Source organism: Paenibacillus sp. 1-8 (assembly GCF_056316205.1).
Genome location: NZ_CM149995.1, coordinates 3,495,846 through 3,512,762, shown reverse-complemented (window position 1 = coordinate 3,512,762; position 16,917 = coordinate 3,495,846). Strand labels below are relative to the sequence as shown.

13 protein-coding genes are annotated in these 16,917 nt (G+C 49.0%); all 13 read left to right on the top strand.

What is annotated here, in order from left to right:
• The 13 genes from AC0WRU_RS16105 (at nucleotide 1) to murD (ending at nucleotide 16,899) form a co-directional block, all read left to right on the top strand.
• Nucleotides 1–951 carry an ABC transporter permease gene (locus AC0WRU_RS16105; RefSeq protein WP_476125529.1) on the top strand — a complete coding sequence of 317 codons (951 nt, stop codon included), beginning with the start codon at nucleotides 1–3 and terminating at the stop codon, nucleotides 949–951.
• An 11-nt stretch (nucleotides 952–962) separates the two neighbouring features.
• On the top strand, nucleotides 963–1,907 hold the full coding sequence (locus AC0WRU_RS16100; protein WP_025685743.1) for an ABC transporter ATP-binding protein: 945 nt from the start codon (nucleotides 963–965) through the stop codon (nucleotides 1,905–1,907).
• Nucleotides 1,908–2,030: 123 nt separating this feature from the next.
• Nucleotides 2,031–3,662: a bacillithiol biosynthesis cysteine-adding enzyme BshC gene (bshC, locus tag AC0WRU_RS16095; protein ID WP_476125528.1), complete on the top strand. Its 1,632-nt coding sequence runs from the start codon at nucleotides 2,031–2,033 to the stop codon at nucleotides 3,660–3,662.
• Nucleotides 3,663–3,706: 44 nt separating this feature from the next.
• Nucleotides 3,707–4,972, top strand: coding sequence for an adenosylhomocysteinase (locus tag AC0WRU_RS16090; RefSeq protein ID WP_476125527.1), 1,266 nt, complete (start codon nucleotides 3,707–3,709; stop codon nucleotides 4,970–4,972).
• Between the two features lie 335 nt (nucleotides 4,973–5,307).
• Nucleotides 5,308–5,745 (top strand): division/cell wall cluster transcriptional repressor MraZ, encoded by a 438-nt coding sequence (mraZ, locus tag AC0WRU_RS16085; protein WP_007431201.1) that lies wholly within the window; start codon nucleotides 5,308–5,310, stop codon nucleotides 5,743–5,745.
• Nucleotides 5,746–5,762: 17 nt separating this feature from the next.
• Nucleotides 5,763–6,713, top strand: coding sequence for a 16S rRNA (cytosine(1402)-N(4))-methyltransferase RsmH (gene rsmH, locus AC0WRU_RS16080; protein WP_476125526.1), 951 nt, complete (start codon nucleotides 5,763–5,765; stop codon nucleotides 6,711–6,713).
• A 24-nt stretch (nucleotides 6,714–6,737) separates the two neighbouring features.
• Nucleotides 6,738–7,118, top strand: coding sequence for a hypothetical protein (locus AC0WRU_RS16075; protein ID WP_025685739.1), 381 nt, complete (start codon nucleotides 6,738–6,740; stop codon nucleotides 7,116–7,118).
• 62 nt (nucleotides 7,119–7,180) lie between these two features.
• On the top strand, nucleotides 7,181–9,535 hold the full coding sequence (locus AC0WRU_RS16070) for a penicillin-binding transpeptidase domain-containing protein (protein ID WP_476125525.1): 2,355 nt from the start codon (nucleotides 7,181–7,183) through the stop codon (nucleotides 9,533–9,535).
• A gap of 83 nt (nucleotides 9,536–9,618) precedes the next feature.
• Nucleotides 9,619–11,535, top strand: coding sequence for a stage V sporulation protein D (locus AC0WRU_RS16065; RefSeq protein ID WP_476125524.1), 1,917 nt, complete (start codon nucleotides 9,619–9,621; stop codon nucleotides 11,533–11,535).
• Between the two features lie 56 nt (nucleotides 11,536–11,591).
• Nucleotides 11,592–13,079, top strand: coding sequence for a UDP-N-acetylmuramoyl-L-alanyl-D-glutamate--2,6-diaminopimelate ligase (locus AC0WRU_RS16060; RefSeq protein ID WP_476125523.1), 1,488 nt, complete (start codon nucleotides 11,592–11,594; stop codon nucleotides 13,077–13,079).
• Nucleotides 13,079–14,482, top strand: a complete 1,404-nt coding sequence (locus AC0WRU_RS16055) for a UDP-N-acetylmuramoyl-tripeptide--D-alanyl-D-alanine ligase (RefSeq protein ID WP_476128659.1) — start codon at nucleotides 13,079–13,081, stop codon at nucleotides 14,480–14,482. Before AC0WRU_RS16060 ends, AC0WRU_RS16055 begins: the two co-directional genes overlap by 1 nt.
• A gap of 22 nt (nucleotides 14,483–14,504) precedes the next feature.
• Entirely contained in the window at nucleotides 14,505–15,473 is a 969-nt protein-coding gene (gene mraY / locus AC0WRU_RS16050) for a phospho-N-acetylmuramoyl-pentapeptide-transferase (protein ID WP_014282442.1), read from the top strand.
• A 4-nt stretch (nucleotides 15,474–15,477) separates the two neighbouring features.
• Complete coding sequence (murD, locus tag AC0WRU_RS16045) at nucleotides 15,478–16,899, top strand: UDP-N-acetylmuramoyl-L-alanine--D-glutamate ligase (protein WP_476125522.1); 1,422 nt, start codon at nucleotides 15,478–15,480, stop codon at nucleotides 16,897–16,899.
• Nucleotides 16,900–16,917: the final 18 nt, after the last annotated feature.

Sequence of the window (16,917 nt, the reverse complement as noted above, 5' to 3'; positions counted from 1 at the left end):
ATGTCTGTGAAAGACAATGCTGTGAATTTGGAGAAGCTTCAGGTAAAACCGGAAGACTTTCAGAAAATCGGAGCGGATGAAAAGCAGTCTGAAGTTATTCAGCGCGAAAGCTTGTCCGCTTGGCGTGATGCTTGGGAACGGCTTCGTAAAAATAAACTGGCAATGACAAGCCTGAGCGTTCTGATTTTTATTGTACTTGCTTCGATAGTTGGTCCGATGCTTTCGCCATACGATGACCGCACGAATGATTTGTTGAGCACCAATCTTCCTCCTTCGGCGGAGCATTGGTTCGGAACAGATGATCTGGGGCGTGATATGTTTGTCCGTACATGGATGGGTGCCCGAATTTCCTTGACTATCGGTTTGGCAGCAGCAATGATTGACTTGCTGATTGGTGTAATTTATGGTGGAATTATGGGTTACTTTGGTGGCCGTGTAGATGAAATCATGAATAAATTTTCTGAAATTCTGTATTCCATTCCATATCTGCTTGTTACGATCCTGCTGCTGGTTGTTTTGGAGCCAAGTATCACGACGATTATTATTGCGCTCTGTGTGACCGGGTGGATTAACATGTCGTGGATTGTGCGTGGTGAAATGCTACAGCTGAAAAATCGGGAATTTGTGCTTGCTTCCCGTTCGATGGGCGCTGGTGCAGGCCGTCTGCTGTTCCGTCACCTGTTGCCTAACGCTGTGGGCCCGATTATCGTCACACTGACTTTGACGGTTCCAAGTGCTATTTTTTCCGAGGCTTTTCTGAGCTTCTTGGGATTAGGGGTACAGGCTCCTCAAGCTTCGCTGGGTTCAATGATTGAATCAGCATTGACAGGATGGATGTACTATCCATGGCGTATGCTTTTCCCGGCAGGTTTGATCAGTTTGATTATGCTTGCGTTCAACCTTTTTGGTGATGGATTGCGTGATGCGCTTGATCCGAAGCTGAAGAAATAGGAGGTGAGATCATGGTGAGTAGCAACAATTTAATTGAGGTTGAAGGTCTTAAAAAGTATTTTAATGTTGGCAAAAACCGTGTGCTCAAAGCGGTGGACAACCTGAATTTCTATATTCGCGAGGGTGAAACACTAGGTATGGTTGGTGAATCAGGTTGTGGTAAATCTACAGCGGGCCGTACCATTCTTCGCTTATACGAGCCTACAGCAGGTAGCGTGCGCTTTAACGGTACGGATATCTACAAATTATCACCAGGTAAAATGAAAGCTATGCGCCGTGATATGCAGATGATCTTCCAAGATCCGTATGCATCCTTGAACCCGCGTTTTACAGTTTCTGATATCATCGGTGAGGCATTGGATATTCATAATATGGCGGGTAGCCGTGCAGAACGTAAAAAACGGATTGAAGAGTTGCTGGATCTGGTTGGTTTGAACCCAGACCATGCAACCCGCTATCCGCATGAGTTTTCCGGTGGACAGCGTCAACGGATCGGTATTGCCCGCGCGCTGGCGGTTAATCCTAAATTCATTATTTGTGATGAGCCGATCTCGGCTCTTGACGTTTCTATTCAGGCTCAGGTTGTCAACTTATTAAAAGAGCTTCAAGAGCGTCTTGGTCTGACATACCTGTTCATTGCGCATGATCTCTCGATGGTCAAGCATATCAGTGACCGGGTAGCCGTAATGTATATGGGTAAAATGGTTGAGCTTGCAGAAAGCGCGGAGTTGTATGCAAACCCGATCCATCCTTATACGAAAATGCTTCTATCGGCGATTCCGATTCCCGATCCGGAAGTTGAAGCCAACAAAAAACGGATTATTATGCCCGGTGATCAAGCCGGCCCCATTCATACAAATGATGCGTCCGGCAATAAGTCAGGAGCCTATAACCTGGAAAATGCCAAGCTGATCGAAGTGTCCAAAGGACATTTTGTAGCTGAGCCTTACGCCTGATGTTGTTTTATGCACCAACCGCCGAGTATGCTCGGCGGTTTTTTTTGTGAGAAGCTTTGACGCGGACAAGGGCTTTCGGTACAATCAAGCAGTAAGGTTTTGGTGGAGACAGGAGGCAGACCCATGAGAATAATTCCGGAAGAGCTTCGCGGAGGGTCGGCTTTGGCAGAAGATTACATACAGGGTACAGGACGCGCACGCGATTTGTATGAATATGATGTTCTGCATGCCGATGCTTATGCCCAACGAGCGAAGCGACTGGATGAGACGGAGCATCTGCGATTAAACCGTAAGGATGTCGTAGCATGTCTCCGCATATACAATGAGCAATACAACGCACACGAGGCGGTTTATGCTTCATTGGATCGGCTGGAGCAACCAGACGCTCTGGTGGTAGCTGGCGGGCAGCAAAGCGGACTGTTCACAGGTCCGATGCTGGTCGTTTACAAAGCTACTACGATTATTAAGGCGGCCAGGGAAGCGGAGGAACGGCTGGGGCGTCCGGTTATTCCCGTTTTCTGGATTGCGGGTGAGGACCATGACTGGGATGAAGTCAATCATACCTATGTAATGGCGAATGACCCGCAAGCAGTCAAAATCAAGCTCAATAAGCAGCCGGAACGTCGTTCTTCGGTTAGTGCCATTAAGGTCGATGGCGCAGAGTGGAAGCAAGCCATGGCTGATATAGAGCAAAGCTTGCCCGACTCAGAGTATAAGGCTGATATTTTACGCATGATTGAGCATGGTTTTGATGACTCATACGGACTAAGTGAAAGCTTCGCCAAACTGCTGGGACTTCTTTTCGGTGCCTACGGATTAGTGCTGCTGGATTCTGCTGATCCTTCGTTGCGCAAGCTGGAGGCATCCGTTTTCCGTCGGTTGGTTCAGCACAATGATGAACTGGAGCAAGCTTACCGGGCGACTGCTGCACGGATTGTAGATTACGGCTATCATTTGCAAGCAGATGTACATGAAGGCGGCGCGAATCTCTTTTATATCCATGAAGAAGAACGCTTGCTGCTGTTCAAGCAAAATGGGCTGTTCACGGATCGCCGCGGTCAGGTGGCATTTACAGTCGAAGAACTGCTCGAAGAGACAGACAGGCACCCGGAACGTTTTAGTAACAATGTCCTAACCCGTCCTCTTATGCAGGACTCACTATTTCCGGTGCTGGCCTCTGTGCTGGGACTAGGAGAAATTGCCTACTGGGCGATTACACGGGATGCCTTCGGCGTGCTGGGGATGCAGATGCCATTACTGCTGCCACGGATGTCCTTTACATTGGTAGAGCCAGGTGTGGAAAAGCATATGTTGAAGTATGAATTGAGCTTTGGCGAAGTTAGAGACGGGCTTGAGGAACGGAAAAAGCAATGGATTGTCACCCACGATCAGCTTGGAATGCAGGAGCAGTTTGCCGGGGCCAAGGAAGCTTTTGTCCGTATATACGAACCGCTGATACAGCAGTCAGGCTTGATTGAAAAAGGTTTACTCCGGCTTGGAGAGACTAATCGCGAGAAGATTCTGGAACAGATTTCCTATCTGGAAGCAAAAGTTCAGGAAGCACTGTTCCGGCAAAATGAATCAGCGCTTCGTCAATGGGATCGTATCGAGTGGTCACTTTTTCCGTTCGAACAGCCGCAGGAACGGGTGTATACGATTTATCATTTTCTAAACCGTTACGGCCTTGGCCTGATCGATATGATTATGGATGTACCTACCGATCTGACGGGTACGCATCGTGTCATTTATGTATGATTTAGCATGCTAACAGCAACAACCAATATGAAGGAGGAATAAATATGACTTCCCAATCTTTGCAAAACAGCATCGTTCACGATATTAAATTGGCACCTGAGGGCCATCTGAAAATTGATTGGGTGGAAGCCCATATGCCGGTATTGAACCGTATACGTCAAGAGTTCGAGCAGGAGCAACCTTTTAAGGGTCTGAAGGTAACCATTTGTCTGCATCTGGAGGCCAAAACGGCCTATCTGGCTAAAGTAGTACAGGCGGGCGGGGCTGAGGTCACGATTACGGGTAGTAATCCGTTGTCCACACAGGATGATGTTTGTGCAGCATTGGTTGAAGATGGAGTTACGGTATTGGCTAAATACAATCCGGACCCGGCTGAGTTTAAAAGCTTGCAAATTAAGGCGCTGGAAACGAAGCCGGACCTTATTATTGATGACGGAGGCGACCTGGTTACTCTGTTGCAATCCGAACGACCTGATCTGATTTCTACCATCCGTGGTGGAGCTGAGGAAACGACAACCGGAATTATCCGCTTGAAGGCGCTCGAAAAAGAGGGTCAACTCCACTTCCCGATGGTGGCCGTTAACGATGCTTACTGCAAATATTTGTTCGACAATCGTTATGGTACCGGGCAGTCAGCATTCGACGGCATTATTCGCACAACCAACCTGGTTGTGGCAGGCAGCACGGTCGTCGTGGTGGGTTATGGCTGGTGTGGTAAAGGGGTAGCGATGCGTGCGAAAGGGCTGGGAGCCAAAGTGGTTGTAACCGAAGTTGATCCAATCAAGGCGGTAGAAGCGCATATGGATGGTTTCCATGTGTTGCCAATGGTGGAAGCAGCCAAGCTGGGCGACTTTTTCATTACGGTGACTGGCAACAAAGCCGTAATTACCGGAGAGCACTTTGATGTCATGAAGGACGGGGCTGTGCTGTGTAATGCGGGGCATTTTGATGTGGAGGTTAGTAAGCCTGAGCTTGCCAAACGTTCCGAATCCATTCGGACGGTGCGTCGCAACATTGAGGAGTACCGCTTCAAGGATGGACGTAAAATGTATTTACTGGCAGAAGGACGCCTCGTGAATTTGGCTGCGGCGGATGGTCATCCTGCGGAAATTATGGATACGACATTTGCACTTCAGGCGCTTGGCTTGAAATATGTGAACGATCGTTATAATGAGCTGGGCAAAGCTGTAATTAATGTACCTTATGAAATTGATGAGCAGGTAGCCCGCTTCAAGCTCGATAGCCTGGGAATCAAGATTGATTCTTTAACAGAAGACCAAAAGGTTTATCTGGATAGCTGGAATGCATAACTTGAGCATTGCCGGTCACGTTGGCCGGGTTCAAAGGTTTTAACGTGTAACACAGGTGTTTGTAAAGGTTGGCATGATGAATGAGACTAAGCCCTTTATTTTCATGTTGTTTCGAAACCTGATGAATATTGTCGGGAGTTCGTCTTCATGGAAAAAGGGGCTTTTTGGCGTGTTATGATACGTGGCAACAATAACAGACATCACCGTACAGATTTGTTGTTTATTACTTTTTGGAAATGTAAAGAAGGTCTTTGATTTTTTAAAGCGAATCTATTATGCTTAGGTGGTGGAAAGTGGGCCAAAGTGGGAGAATGGGGTAAGGGGTGACGAAACCAATGTTTATGGGGGAGTTCCAACATAGCATTGATGAGAAGGGTCGGCTTACTGTTCCGGCCAAGTTTCGTGAACTTCTCGGTGCCTCGTTCGTGGTTACCCGCGGGCTGGACCAATGCCTCTTCGTGTATCCCATGGATGAGTGGGCTGTCATGGAGAAAAAACTTAAAGCACTGCCTTTGATGAAGGCCGATGCGCGGGCGTTTACCCGGTTTTTTTTCTCGGGCGCGACTGAATGCGAATTGGACAAACAGGGCAGGGTAAATTTACCGGGGAATTTGTGCGAATACGCCAAGCTTACCAAAGAGTGCGTCGTATTGGGAGTGTCCACTCGGGTAGAGATTTGGAGCAAGCACACTTGGGAGCAATATTTCAGCCAATCAGAAGAAGCATTTAACGACATTGCTGAGAAATTGGTTGATTTCAACTTTGAATTGTAATTTAGGAGGTCAGCCGTTTGTTTCACCACATTACCGTACTCAAGGAAGAAGCAACACAGGCACTAAACATCAGGCAGGACGGGATCTATGTGGACTGCACGTTGGGAGGGGCAGGACACAGTTCCGTCATTGCGTCACAGCTTGGCCCTGAGGGAAGGCTGATTGCCTTTGATCAGGATGACTGGGCATTGAACAATGCACACGAGAAGCTGTCGGCCTACGAAGGAAAGATTTCATTGGTGAAATCCAACTTTCGCCACTTGCAGGACAGGCTGGCTGAACTGGGATTGCCCGAAAAAGACGGCGTCCCGCAGGTCCAGGGTATTTTGTTCGATCTGGGTGTGTCCTCGCCCCAGTTCGATGAGGGGGAACGGGGATTCAGCTACAATCATGATGCGCCGCTTGATATGCGGATGGATCAGAGTAGCTCGCTGACGGCTTACGAGATTGTCAATGAATGGTCGGAGGCAGAGATTGCGCGTATTTTGTTTCACTACGGAGAAGAAAAGTTTTCACGCCGGATCGCGAAGATTATGGTTGAACGCCGAAAAAACAAGCCTATTCACACCACAGGGGAACTTGTTGATATTATCAAAGAAGGAATTCCGGCTGCGGCACGCAGAACCGGGGGACATCCGGCCAAACGCAGCTTTCAGGCTTTGCGAATCGCTGTGAATGATGAGTTGGGTGCACTGGAAGATACTTTGCATCAGGCAGTAAAATGTCTGGCTCCAGGGGGCAGAATTTCGGTTATTACGTTCCATTCTCTGGAGGATCGGATATGCAAGCATATTTTCAAGGAGTATTTGGCGAAAAGCATCTATCCATCTGATTTGCCTGTTTTGGAGGACAAAATGATAGGGGATCTGAAGCTGGTGAATCGTAAGCCGATTGTGGCGTCAGAGCAGGAATTGGAGCTTAATCCACGGTCTCGGTCAGCCAAGCTGAGAGTTGCCGAAAAATTGTAAATTTAATGGAGAAGGAGAGGCGACATGGCTTATACACGCGGTAATTTGGCTGTAAAAGAAAGAGCCCGTCAGGAACAGGTTCAGCAACAACGGTATCGTGAAACCACTAAAGTCGTTACACGCCGTAGAGAGCTGCCGATTCGGGAAAAGCTGCTGTATCTTTTGACACTTGTAACGTGCATTGTCATTGCTGGTATGCTGATTGGCAGGTACGCGCACATTTATCAAATCAATTATTCGATTAATACAGCGAGCAAGGACATTTCCAAATTACAGACCAATATCGCCCAACTGAAGATTCAGAAGGAACGGCTGGAAAATCAGATTGTACCTACGGCAAAGGAACAGGGATATATCGAGCCGACTAGAGAGCCCATTCGTGTGGAAAAGCAGGCTGCCAATTAGTTAGTTAGGGCATAGCATTAAGCTATGCTCTGACGTACATTTTTTTGCAGAGAGGTTGAGCTATGGTCAAAAGAATAAAGCTTCGCACACTGCTGATAGGGGGATGTATTACCCTCTTTTTTCTTGTTCTGTTACTTAAGGTATTTTGGATTCAGGTCGTGAGCGGGGAATACTGGCATAATCAGGTAGTTACGCAGGTGGAAAGAGACCAGGTGATCCAGCCCAAGCGCGGAACGATTACGGATCGTAAAGGAAATGTACTGGCTACAGATGCCCCTGCCTATACGGTAGTGGTCAACCCAAGCATCATTCAGGAATATGATCTGGAAAACGAGGTCGTAGCCAAACTGCATCAGCTGCTCAAAACACCTGAGGACGAACTGAGAAAGCATCTTTCGGCCAAGGACAAAGGCGGTAACTATTTAAAAAACCGCGAGATCCGTAATGGAGGCTGGAAGGTAGATCCTGAGGTCAAGGTACAGGTGGATACGTTCAAAGAATATTTAAAGGATAAGTACAAAGTGATTGGAGCTGTGGACACGGTTCAGGAATCCAAACGCTATTATCCGGAAAATAAGCTGGCTTCTCATGTTCTTGGCTATTACCGGAAAGACGGTACAGCAGGCATGGGATTGGAAGCCTATTATAATAAAGAGCTCTCGGGCACGGCCGGAAAGCTACTTTATCAGCGGGATCTAAAGGGAGTTCCTCTTCAGGGATCGGAGAGCAATTATGAACCTGCACAAAATGGTAAGAATTTAAAGCTGACGATTGATGACACGATTCAGTATTATATAGAAGACGCTATGCAGGAAGCTATTGCAACATACAATCCGAAAACGATGACGGTTGTAGCGGCAGATCCCAAAACGATGGACGTTCTCGGTATGGCGAGTTATCCTAATTTTAATCCCAATACATACGGGAGCACATCGTCATTGGATTTTTTTCGCAATAATGCAACTCAGTCCATTTATGAGCCAGGCTCCACGTTTAAAATTGTAACCTTGGCTGCGGCAGTTCAGGAAAAGGTATTCAACCCAAATGAAACCTATCAGTCTGGTATGATCCGAGTTGGGGGATGGGATATTCGTGACGTGAGTCGAAATTGGGGAACGTTAACCTATCTTCAAGGGGTTAAGCGTTCAAGTAACGTCGGTTTCGTCCATCTGGGGCTGTATAAGCTGGGCGGCGAAAGGCTGAAGAAATATATCAACAACTTCGGATTTGGTGTGAAAACAGGTATTGATCTTCCGAGTGAGTCTAGCGGAGCCATTACGTTCCACACCCAATACAAATCCGAAGTCGCAACGGCTGCATATGGACACGGACGTGTTCAGGTAACGCCAATCCAGCAGGTAGCGGCTATCTCGGCCATTGCTAACGGTGGTAAGCTAATGCAACCTCATCTGGTGAAGGAAATTACGAACCCGGATACAGGGGAAGTACAGACGATTCAACCGAAGGAAGTCCGCCAGGTGATTTCGCAGGAATCGGCAATACAGACCAGCAGCTATCTGGAGCAGGTTGTGTCTGACCAAGAAATTGGAACCGGGCGTCTTGCTTATATTGACGGGTACCGTGTTGCTGGTAAAACAGGTACGGCGACGAAAGTCGTGGGCAAAGTGTATGACCATTCGAAGGATGTCGTGTCCTTTATCGGCTTTGCACCCGTGAATGATCCGAAAATAGCTGTTCTGATTGTTATGGACGAACCTAACAAATCAGTAGGCGGGGGTACGGCAGCAGCCCCTGTGTTCAAGAAAATCGTATCCCAGTCGCTGCAATACATGGGGGTTCCCAAAACGGGAGCCAAAGCGAATAATAAATCAGATAGTGCTGCTGTGAAAACGGTGAATTTGCCGACGGTGCCAAAATTAACCGGTCAGGTGAAGAAGGATGCACAAAACGCATTGCTCGAACAGGGGATTGCCTATGAAACGGTCGGCAAAGGCTCCAAAATTGTCCGTCAGTACCCGGAGGCAGGCGTTAAAATGAAGCCGGGACAACGCATTTATTTGCTGACCGAGGATAGTGCTAACATGACCATTCCCGACTTTACAGGTGTCTCGTTGCGTGACACGCTGCAAGTGTTGACGCTCATGAAGGTGGGCGTTCAGGTAAGCGGCGAAGGTTATGTTGTCTCGCAAAAGGCACAAATGGTGAGTGGCAAGCGAATCGTCAGTGTGACGCTCCAGCCAGCCAAAGAAACCGTGACCGGAGTAAAGCCGGAGGAAACACCGGACTCGACTACCGGCGTAGCAACTAACCAAACAGGCAGTACAGCAAAAACGAATACTGATACAAAAACCGATACCACTGCGAGTACAAGCTCAAACGGGGATACTTCCAAGGGTGGGGTCTCCGCTGTAGTCGATGAAAAAAGCGCGGCTGCGATTAAAGGCGAGGATAACTGATAGCTTGTTCTAACATCCGTTTTTTTGAATATTCATGAGGTAAGACATGTCATGAGTATTTGGAGGAACGGAGGGGAGCGCGTTTGAAGAAATCTAACGTGACCATGCGGCGCAGGCTGGTATGGGGGCTGCTGGGATTGTTTGTACTATTTGCAGCCTTATCGGTCCGGCTCGCCTATGTTCAATTGGGTAAAGGGGGCGAACTCTCGGCCAAGGCCGAGGAATCGTGGCGCCGAAATATACCTTTTGCCGCCAAACGCGGCGAAATTTTGGATCGGCAAGGTACGGCGCTGACCTATAATGTCACTTCGCCGACAGTCATGGCGATACCGGTACAGATCAAGGAGCCGGAAGAAACGGCGCGCAGGCTGGCGCCCTTGCTAGATATGAGCGAGGATAAAGTGCTCAAGCTGATTACCAAACGAACAGCAAGCCAAAAACTTCAGCCCGGCGGACGAAAAATTACGATGGAGAAAGCGCAGCAAATTCGTGATTTGAAGCTGCCGGGTATCGTTGTTGCTGAAGACAACAAACGTTATTATCCTTATGGCGATTTGGCGGCTCATATTCTCGGGTTTACGGGAATTGATAATCAGGGGTTGACGGGGGTAGAGAAAAAGAACAACAGCAAGCTTCGCGGTATTGACGGAAGCATTGCGTATCTATCCGATGCAGGCGGTCGCCTGATGCCCGGCTCTTCTGAGAAGTACGTTGAACCAAAGGATGGTCTGAACTTGCAACTGACCATTGATAAGTCTGTACAGTCTATCATGGAACGGGAGCTTGACCAGGCTATGGTCAAATTCCAGGCTAATTCCGCGCTGGCCATCGCAATGAACCCCAAGAATGGGGAAATATTGGGCATGGCCGGGCGACCAGGCTATGAGCCTGCACTATACAAACAATATACACCTGAAATTTACAATCGAAATCTGCCGATTTGGATGACATATGAGCCAGGCTCTACTTTTAAAATTATTACTTTGGCTGCTGCATTGGAAGAAAAGAAGGTCAATCTCAAAAATGATCGCTTTTTCGATCCGGGGTACATTGAAGTTGGCGGGGCTCGCCTGCGCTGCTGGAAAAAAGGCGGCCACGGCAGCCAGACCTTCCTTCAAGTCGTCGAAAACTCCTGTAATCCAGGCTTTGTGACACTGGGTCAGCGTCTAGGTAAGGAATCGCTGTTCAAGTATATTCGCAATTTTGGGTTCGGCAGCAAAACGGGCATTGACATGATTGGCGAGGGGAATGGTATTTTATTTAAGTTACCTCAGGTAGGACCGGTAGAGCTGGCGACAACTGCCTTTGGTCAGGGGGTATCTGTCACTCCGATTCAGCAGGTGACGGCTGTGTCGGCTGCGATCAATGGCGGCAATCTGTATAAACCTCACATTACCAAAGGCTGGATTCAACCAGAGACAGGCAAGGTGCTGGAAAAAGTAGAGCCTGAACTGGTGCGCAGAGTCGTTTCAGAGGATACCTCCCGGCAGGTGAGGGAAGCGCTGGAGAGCGTCGTTGCCAAAGGCACGGGCCGTCCTGCTTTTATTGAGGGTTACCGGGTGGGAGGCAAAACAGGCACAGCGCAAAAGGTGATCAACGGACGTTATTCATCCTCGGAGCATATTGTATCCTTTATCGGTTTTGCCCCGGCGGATGATCCGCAAATTGTCGTCTATACCGCTGTGGATAACCCGAAGGGCATTCAATTCGGCGGGGTAGTCGCTGCGCCAATCGTGCAAAATATTTTGCGGGATTCGTTGCTTGCTCTGAAAATACCACCTCGTACCGATCAGATTGCCAAGGAATACAAGTACGGGGAAAATCGAATTGATACGGTGCCGGATTTGGTAGGTGCCACTGTAGCTGATTTATACGAAGATATGAATATGAACTTTATGCTCGTAAAATCCGGGTCAGGCAAGACGGTTGTCAGTCAGGCACCGAAGCCAGGCTCCCGGCTGGAGCGGGGATCAACAATCCGTATATATATGGGGGATTGATAGGTTCTTTTTATACCCATACTAAGATTAACGAGAGAGCAATGGAGGAATGAAAGATGCAGCTTCAACAATTGGCTTCACTGCTGGCCGCCTCCCGCATTGTGGGGGACGATACAGTGGACTGCCGAGGAATCGGGGCGGATTCACGCCGGGTACAGCAGGGAGATTTATTTTTGTGTCTACCCGGTTTTACAGTTGACGGACACGATTATGCACAGCAGGCAGTTGCGTCCGGGGCGGCGGCTTTGGTTGTGGAACGGGAATTGAATGTACCTGTACCACAACTTATAGTCAAGGATGCCCGGTACGCAATGGCGGTTTTGGCTGATTATATGTTTGATTCACCGAGCCGTCGTATGCGCATGATTGGCATAACCGGAACGAATGGCAAAACAACTATAACTTATCTAATTGAAAAAATCTTGAACGATGCTGGAATGAACACTGGACTGATCGGAACGATTCAAATGCGTTACGGTGGTCAATCCTACCCTATGTCCGGTACCACACCCGAGGCGGTAGAGCTGCAACGCTATCTTGGAAATATGGCGGAGCAAGGGGTCCAATGCTGTGCGATGGAGGTATCTTCACATGCACTGGAGCAAGGGCGCGTGAAAGGAACTGATTTTCGCACCGCTATTTTTACGAACCTGACGCAGGATCATCTGGACTACCATAACACGATGGAGGAGTACCGTGCAGCCAAAGGATTGTTGTTTTCTCGCTTGGGAAATACCTTCTCGCGGGATGCGTCGGACAGTAAATATGCTGTTCTGAATGCGGATGACCCGGCCTCATCCTATTTTCAGGCCATAACAGCGGCTCAAGTGATTACATACGGCGTGGAAAAGAAGTCGGATGTGCAGGCATCCCATATCGCTGTAGGTGCCAAGGGAACATCCTTCCATGTCTCTACTTTTAAAGGAGATACCGATATTAAGCTGCGCATGGTGGGCAAGTTCAATGTGTATAACGCCTTGGCAGCCATTACAGCCGCTTTATTGGAAGGAGTATCTCTGGCTGATATCAAGCACAGCTTGGAGTCCATAGCAGGCGTAGACGGACGGGTAGAGCCTGTAGACGCAGGTCAGCCATTTGCAGTTATCGTGGACTATGCCCATACACCGGATGGACTGGAGAATGTGCTCCGCACCGTTAAGGAGTTTGCAGTTGGTAAAGTATGGTGTGTATTCGGGTGCGGTGGGGATCGGGATCGTACGAAACGTCCTTTGATGGGAAAAATTGCTGCTCAATACAGCGATCATGCTTTTATTACCTCGGATAATCCGCGGACAGAGGACCCGGAAGCCATTTTGAAAGACATCGAGCAAGGGCTGATTGACGAAGGTATACCCGCAGAACGCTACGAGCTGATCGTAGATCGTAGAGCTGCTATTCATAAAGCTGTTGAAATGGCAAGCCCTGACGATGTAGTATTGATTGCGGGAAAAGGTCATGAGACCTACCAGTTGATCGGAAAAACGGTGCATGAATTCGATGACCGCATCGTAGCCAAAGAAGCGATAAGGGGTTTATCCAAGTGATGAAAAGAACAATCGGTCAAATCGCCTCCATGAGCGGGGGAACGCTTCACATAGAGGCGGACGCCGAACGAATGGTTGAGGGAGTTTTTACAGATTCACGCAAGCCGCAGGCCCAAGGGCTGTTCGTTCCAATCACGGGTGAACGGTTTGACGGGCATGATTATGTGCAGCAGATTGTGAACGGAGAAGGATCGGCTGCTTTTTTATGGCAAAAGGATCACGGTACACCTCCCGCAGGGAATGCGATTGAAGTAGATGATACTTTGGCGGCCCTCCAGCGTCTTGCGGCCGCATATTTGCGGGAGACGGGTGTATCTGTCGTAGGGATTACTGGAAGTAACGGCAAAACGACGACAAAAGACATCATCAACGCGCTGCTGGGTACGACCTTTAAAGTACACAAAACCGAAGGAAATTATAACAACCATATCGGTCTGCCTTTAACCGTACTGTCCATGCCGCAGGATGTGGACATCCTCATTTTGGAGATGGGTATGAGTGGACGCGGGGAAATTCGCCTGCTGACTGATATTGCCGAGCCTGATGTAGCGGTCATTACGAACATTGGCGAATCGCATTTGCTCCAGCTCGGTTCCCGTGCAGAAATTGCACGTGCAAAGCTGGAAATCGTCAGCGGTCTCAAGCCGGGCGGCTTGCTGATTTACAATGGAGATGAACCGCTATTGCAGCAAGTGCTTGCGGAGCCTGAAACGGTTAAGCCTGACGGCTTGAAGCTGTTCACGTTCGGTATGTCTGCGGATAATGATGATTATCCAACTGGAATAACTACGGATGGAGAAGGCAGTTTGTTCACGACGGCCCAATCCGGCAAGGATGCTTTCCGGCTTCCGTTGCTTGGGCAGCACAATGTTGTGAACGGTTTGGCAGCACTGGCGGTAGCGCGTCATTTTGGAGTGGATGCAGACCATGTGCGCGAAGGACTGTCAGCTTTGAAATTGACAGGCATGCGTATTGAGGTTGTGAGCTGCACCAATGGGCTTACCGTGCTGAACGATGCTTATAATGCCAGTCCGGCTTCAATGAAAGCTGCAATTCAGACGTTATCCGGTTACGAAACGAAGGGACGTAAAATCGCCGTGCTTGGCGATATGCTGGAGCTGGGTCCCGAGGAAAAGCAATTCCATGAGGAAATTGGGCTTTTTGCAGCCAAACATGATGTAGACGTGCTATTCACCTACGGTGTGTTGGGCACGTCCATTGCGCATGGGGCGCAAGCGTCCATGCTGTCTGATGACGTACATGCTTATGAAGATAAGCAAAAGCTGACCCAAGACCTACAAGCTTACCTCCGTGCCGATGATATCGTGCTGGTAAAGGCATCCCGAGGGATGCGACTGGAAGAAATTGTGGATGCGCTGAAGAACGTTTCACTACAGAACTGATGTTGACGAGAGGGAGACTCCCATGGATATTCAATTATTACTGCTGACGATCGTCGTATCGTTTATACTGGCGGTCATTGCCGCTCCAATACTCATTCCGCTGCTGCGACGAATGAAATTCGGCCAGCAGGTCCGGGATGACGGGCCACAAAGCCATCTTAAAAAGACGGGGACGCCTACTATGGGTGGAATCGTTATTCTGGTGGCTTTTACGCTGACCTTTCTTAAGTTTTCGGCGATTAAAAATACGGATTTTTACGTCCTGCTGGTTGCTACGCTTGGTTTTGGGCTGATTGGTTTCCTGGACGACTATATCAAAATTGTATTCAAGCGTTCGCTTGGACTGACTGCCCGTCAAAAGCTATTCGGGCAATTGCTGTTCAGTGGGATCATGTGCTGGCTTCTGATTAGTAACGATCACAGCACTGCCATTGGCATTCCGGGAACTTCCTGGTCGTTTGATTGGAGTGGCTGGTTCTATTATCCGTTCATCGTCATTATGATGCTGGCGATCAGCAACGCCGTCAACTTCACAGATGGGCTGGACGGGCTGCTGTCCGGTACCAGTGCGATTGCCTTCGGTGCTTATGCCATCGTAGCTATTCAAGCAACCTCGCTTCCGGCTGCGGTTTGTTCAGCGGCCATGATTGGTGCTGTACTTGGCTTTCTTGTATACAATGCACATCCGGCCAAGGTATTTATGGGCGATACAGGCTCGCTGGGAATCGGAGGCGCTATAGGTGCCATCGCTATCGTCACCAAAAGCGAAATTTTGTTCATTATTATTGGTGGTGTATTTGTAATTGAAATGCTGTCCGTAGTTTTGCAAGTAGCTTCCTTTAAAACACGTGGCAAACGTATTTTCAAAATGAGCCCGATTCATCATCACTTCGAGCTGTCCGGCTGGTCCGAATGGCGCGTAGTTATTACATTCTGGGCTGTAGGACTGCTGCTGGCAGGACTCGGACTTTATCTCAACAAGGGGTTGTAGACAAATGAATCATCCAGACACATACCGAGATCAAGAGGTCGTTATTATAGGCCTGGCCAAAAGTGGCGTGCAAGTCGCCAAGGTACTGCACCAGGCCGGGGCCAAGCTGACAGTCAATGATAAAAAAGACAGGGAACAATGTCCCGAAGCTTCTGAATTAGAGGCTTTGGGAATTTCCGTTTTATGCGGCAGTCACCCGGAAGGGCTAATTCATCCGGGAGTGAAGCTGGTTGTCAAAAATCCGGGTATTCCTTATACGGCCCCGCCAGTGCAGAAAGCTGTCGAACTGGGCATTGAGGTCGTGACTGAGGTCGAGGTCGCTTATCATCTATGCAAAGCGCCGATGATCGGGATTACTGGCTCGAATGGGAAAACGACCACGACTACTTGGGTAGGTAAGCTGTTAGAGGCATCCGGCATGAAGCCGATCGTGGCTGGTAATATCGGTACGCCATTATGTGAGGCCGCTGTGGATGCCAGATCGGACGAGTGGATGGTGGTGGAGCTGAGCAGTTTTCAGTTAAAAGGAACAAAGGATTTCAAACCTGCTGTAGCCTGCTTGCTGAACGTGGCTGAAACCCATCTGGATTATCATGGTGATATGGAGGATTATGTTGCGGCCAAGGCGCGTCTGTTCGCCAATCAAACGGCGGCTGATACTGCGGTATTGAACTGGGATGATCCCGTTTGTCGGGAGCTTGTGCCCTATATCAAAGCGAAGCTGCTCCCGTTCTCGATGACGGAACGTTTGCAGGAAGGGTTGTTCGCTGACCCGCCATACATACCGGATGTGACGGATGACATCGAACGCAGTATCGTATATCGCGATGCGAGTGGTGTGGTGCATCCGATTATAGGCGTGGCTGAGATTGGTCTTCCGGGCCGCTTTAATGTGGAAAATGCCCTCGCTGCATGCGCGATTGCTATTGCCGCAGGATCGGAGCCGTCTAAATTGGCGGAACCGCTAAGCGCTTTTCGTGGAGTGGAGCATCGACTCGAATATGTTGGAGAACATGCCGGGGTAGCTTATTACAACAATTCTAAAGCAACCAATTCCAAAGCGACGATGATGGCGCTGTCTTCCTTCAAGCAACCTATTGTATTGATTGCCGGAGGATTGGACCGTGGTTCGGATTACGCAGAGCTCGTACCGTCCTTGCAGGAGGGCGTAAAGGCTGTTGTGCTGCTGGGTGAGACTCGGCACAAGCTGGCAGACCGGGCACGTCAGGCTGGAATAGAGCGTATCGAGGTCGTCGATAATGGGGAGGACGCCGCCGCTACGCTCGTGGAGGCTGTGAACAAGGCTGCTAAACTTGCTGAGCCGGGAGATGTTGTATTGCTCTCACCCGCATGCGCAAGCTGGGATATGTTCCAGTCCTATGAAGAGCGTGGACGTATTTTTAAAGAGGCGGCGCATAAATTGTAAGTAGGGGGGTTGGATAAG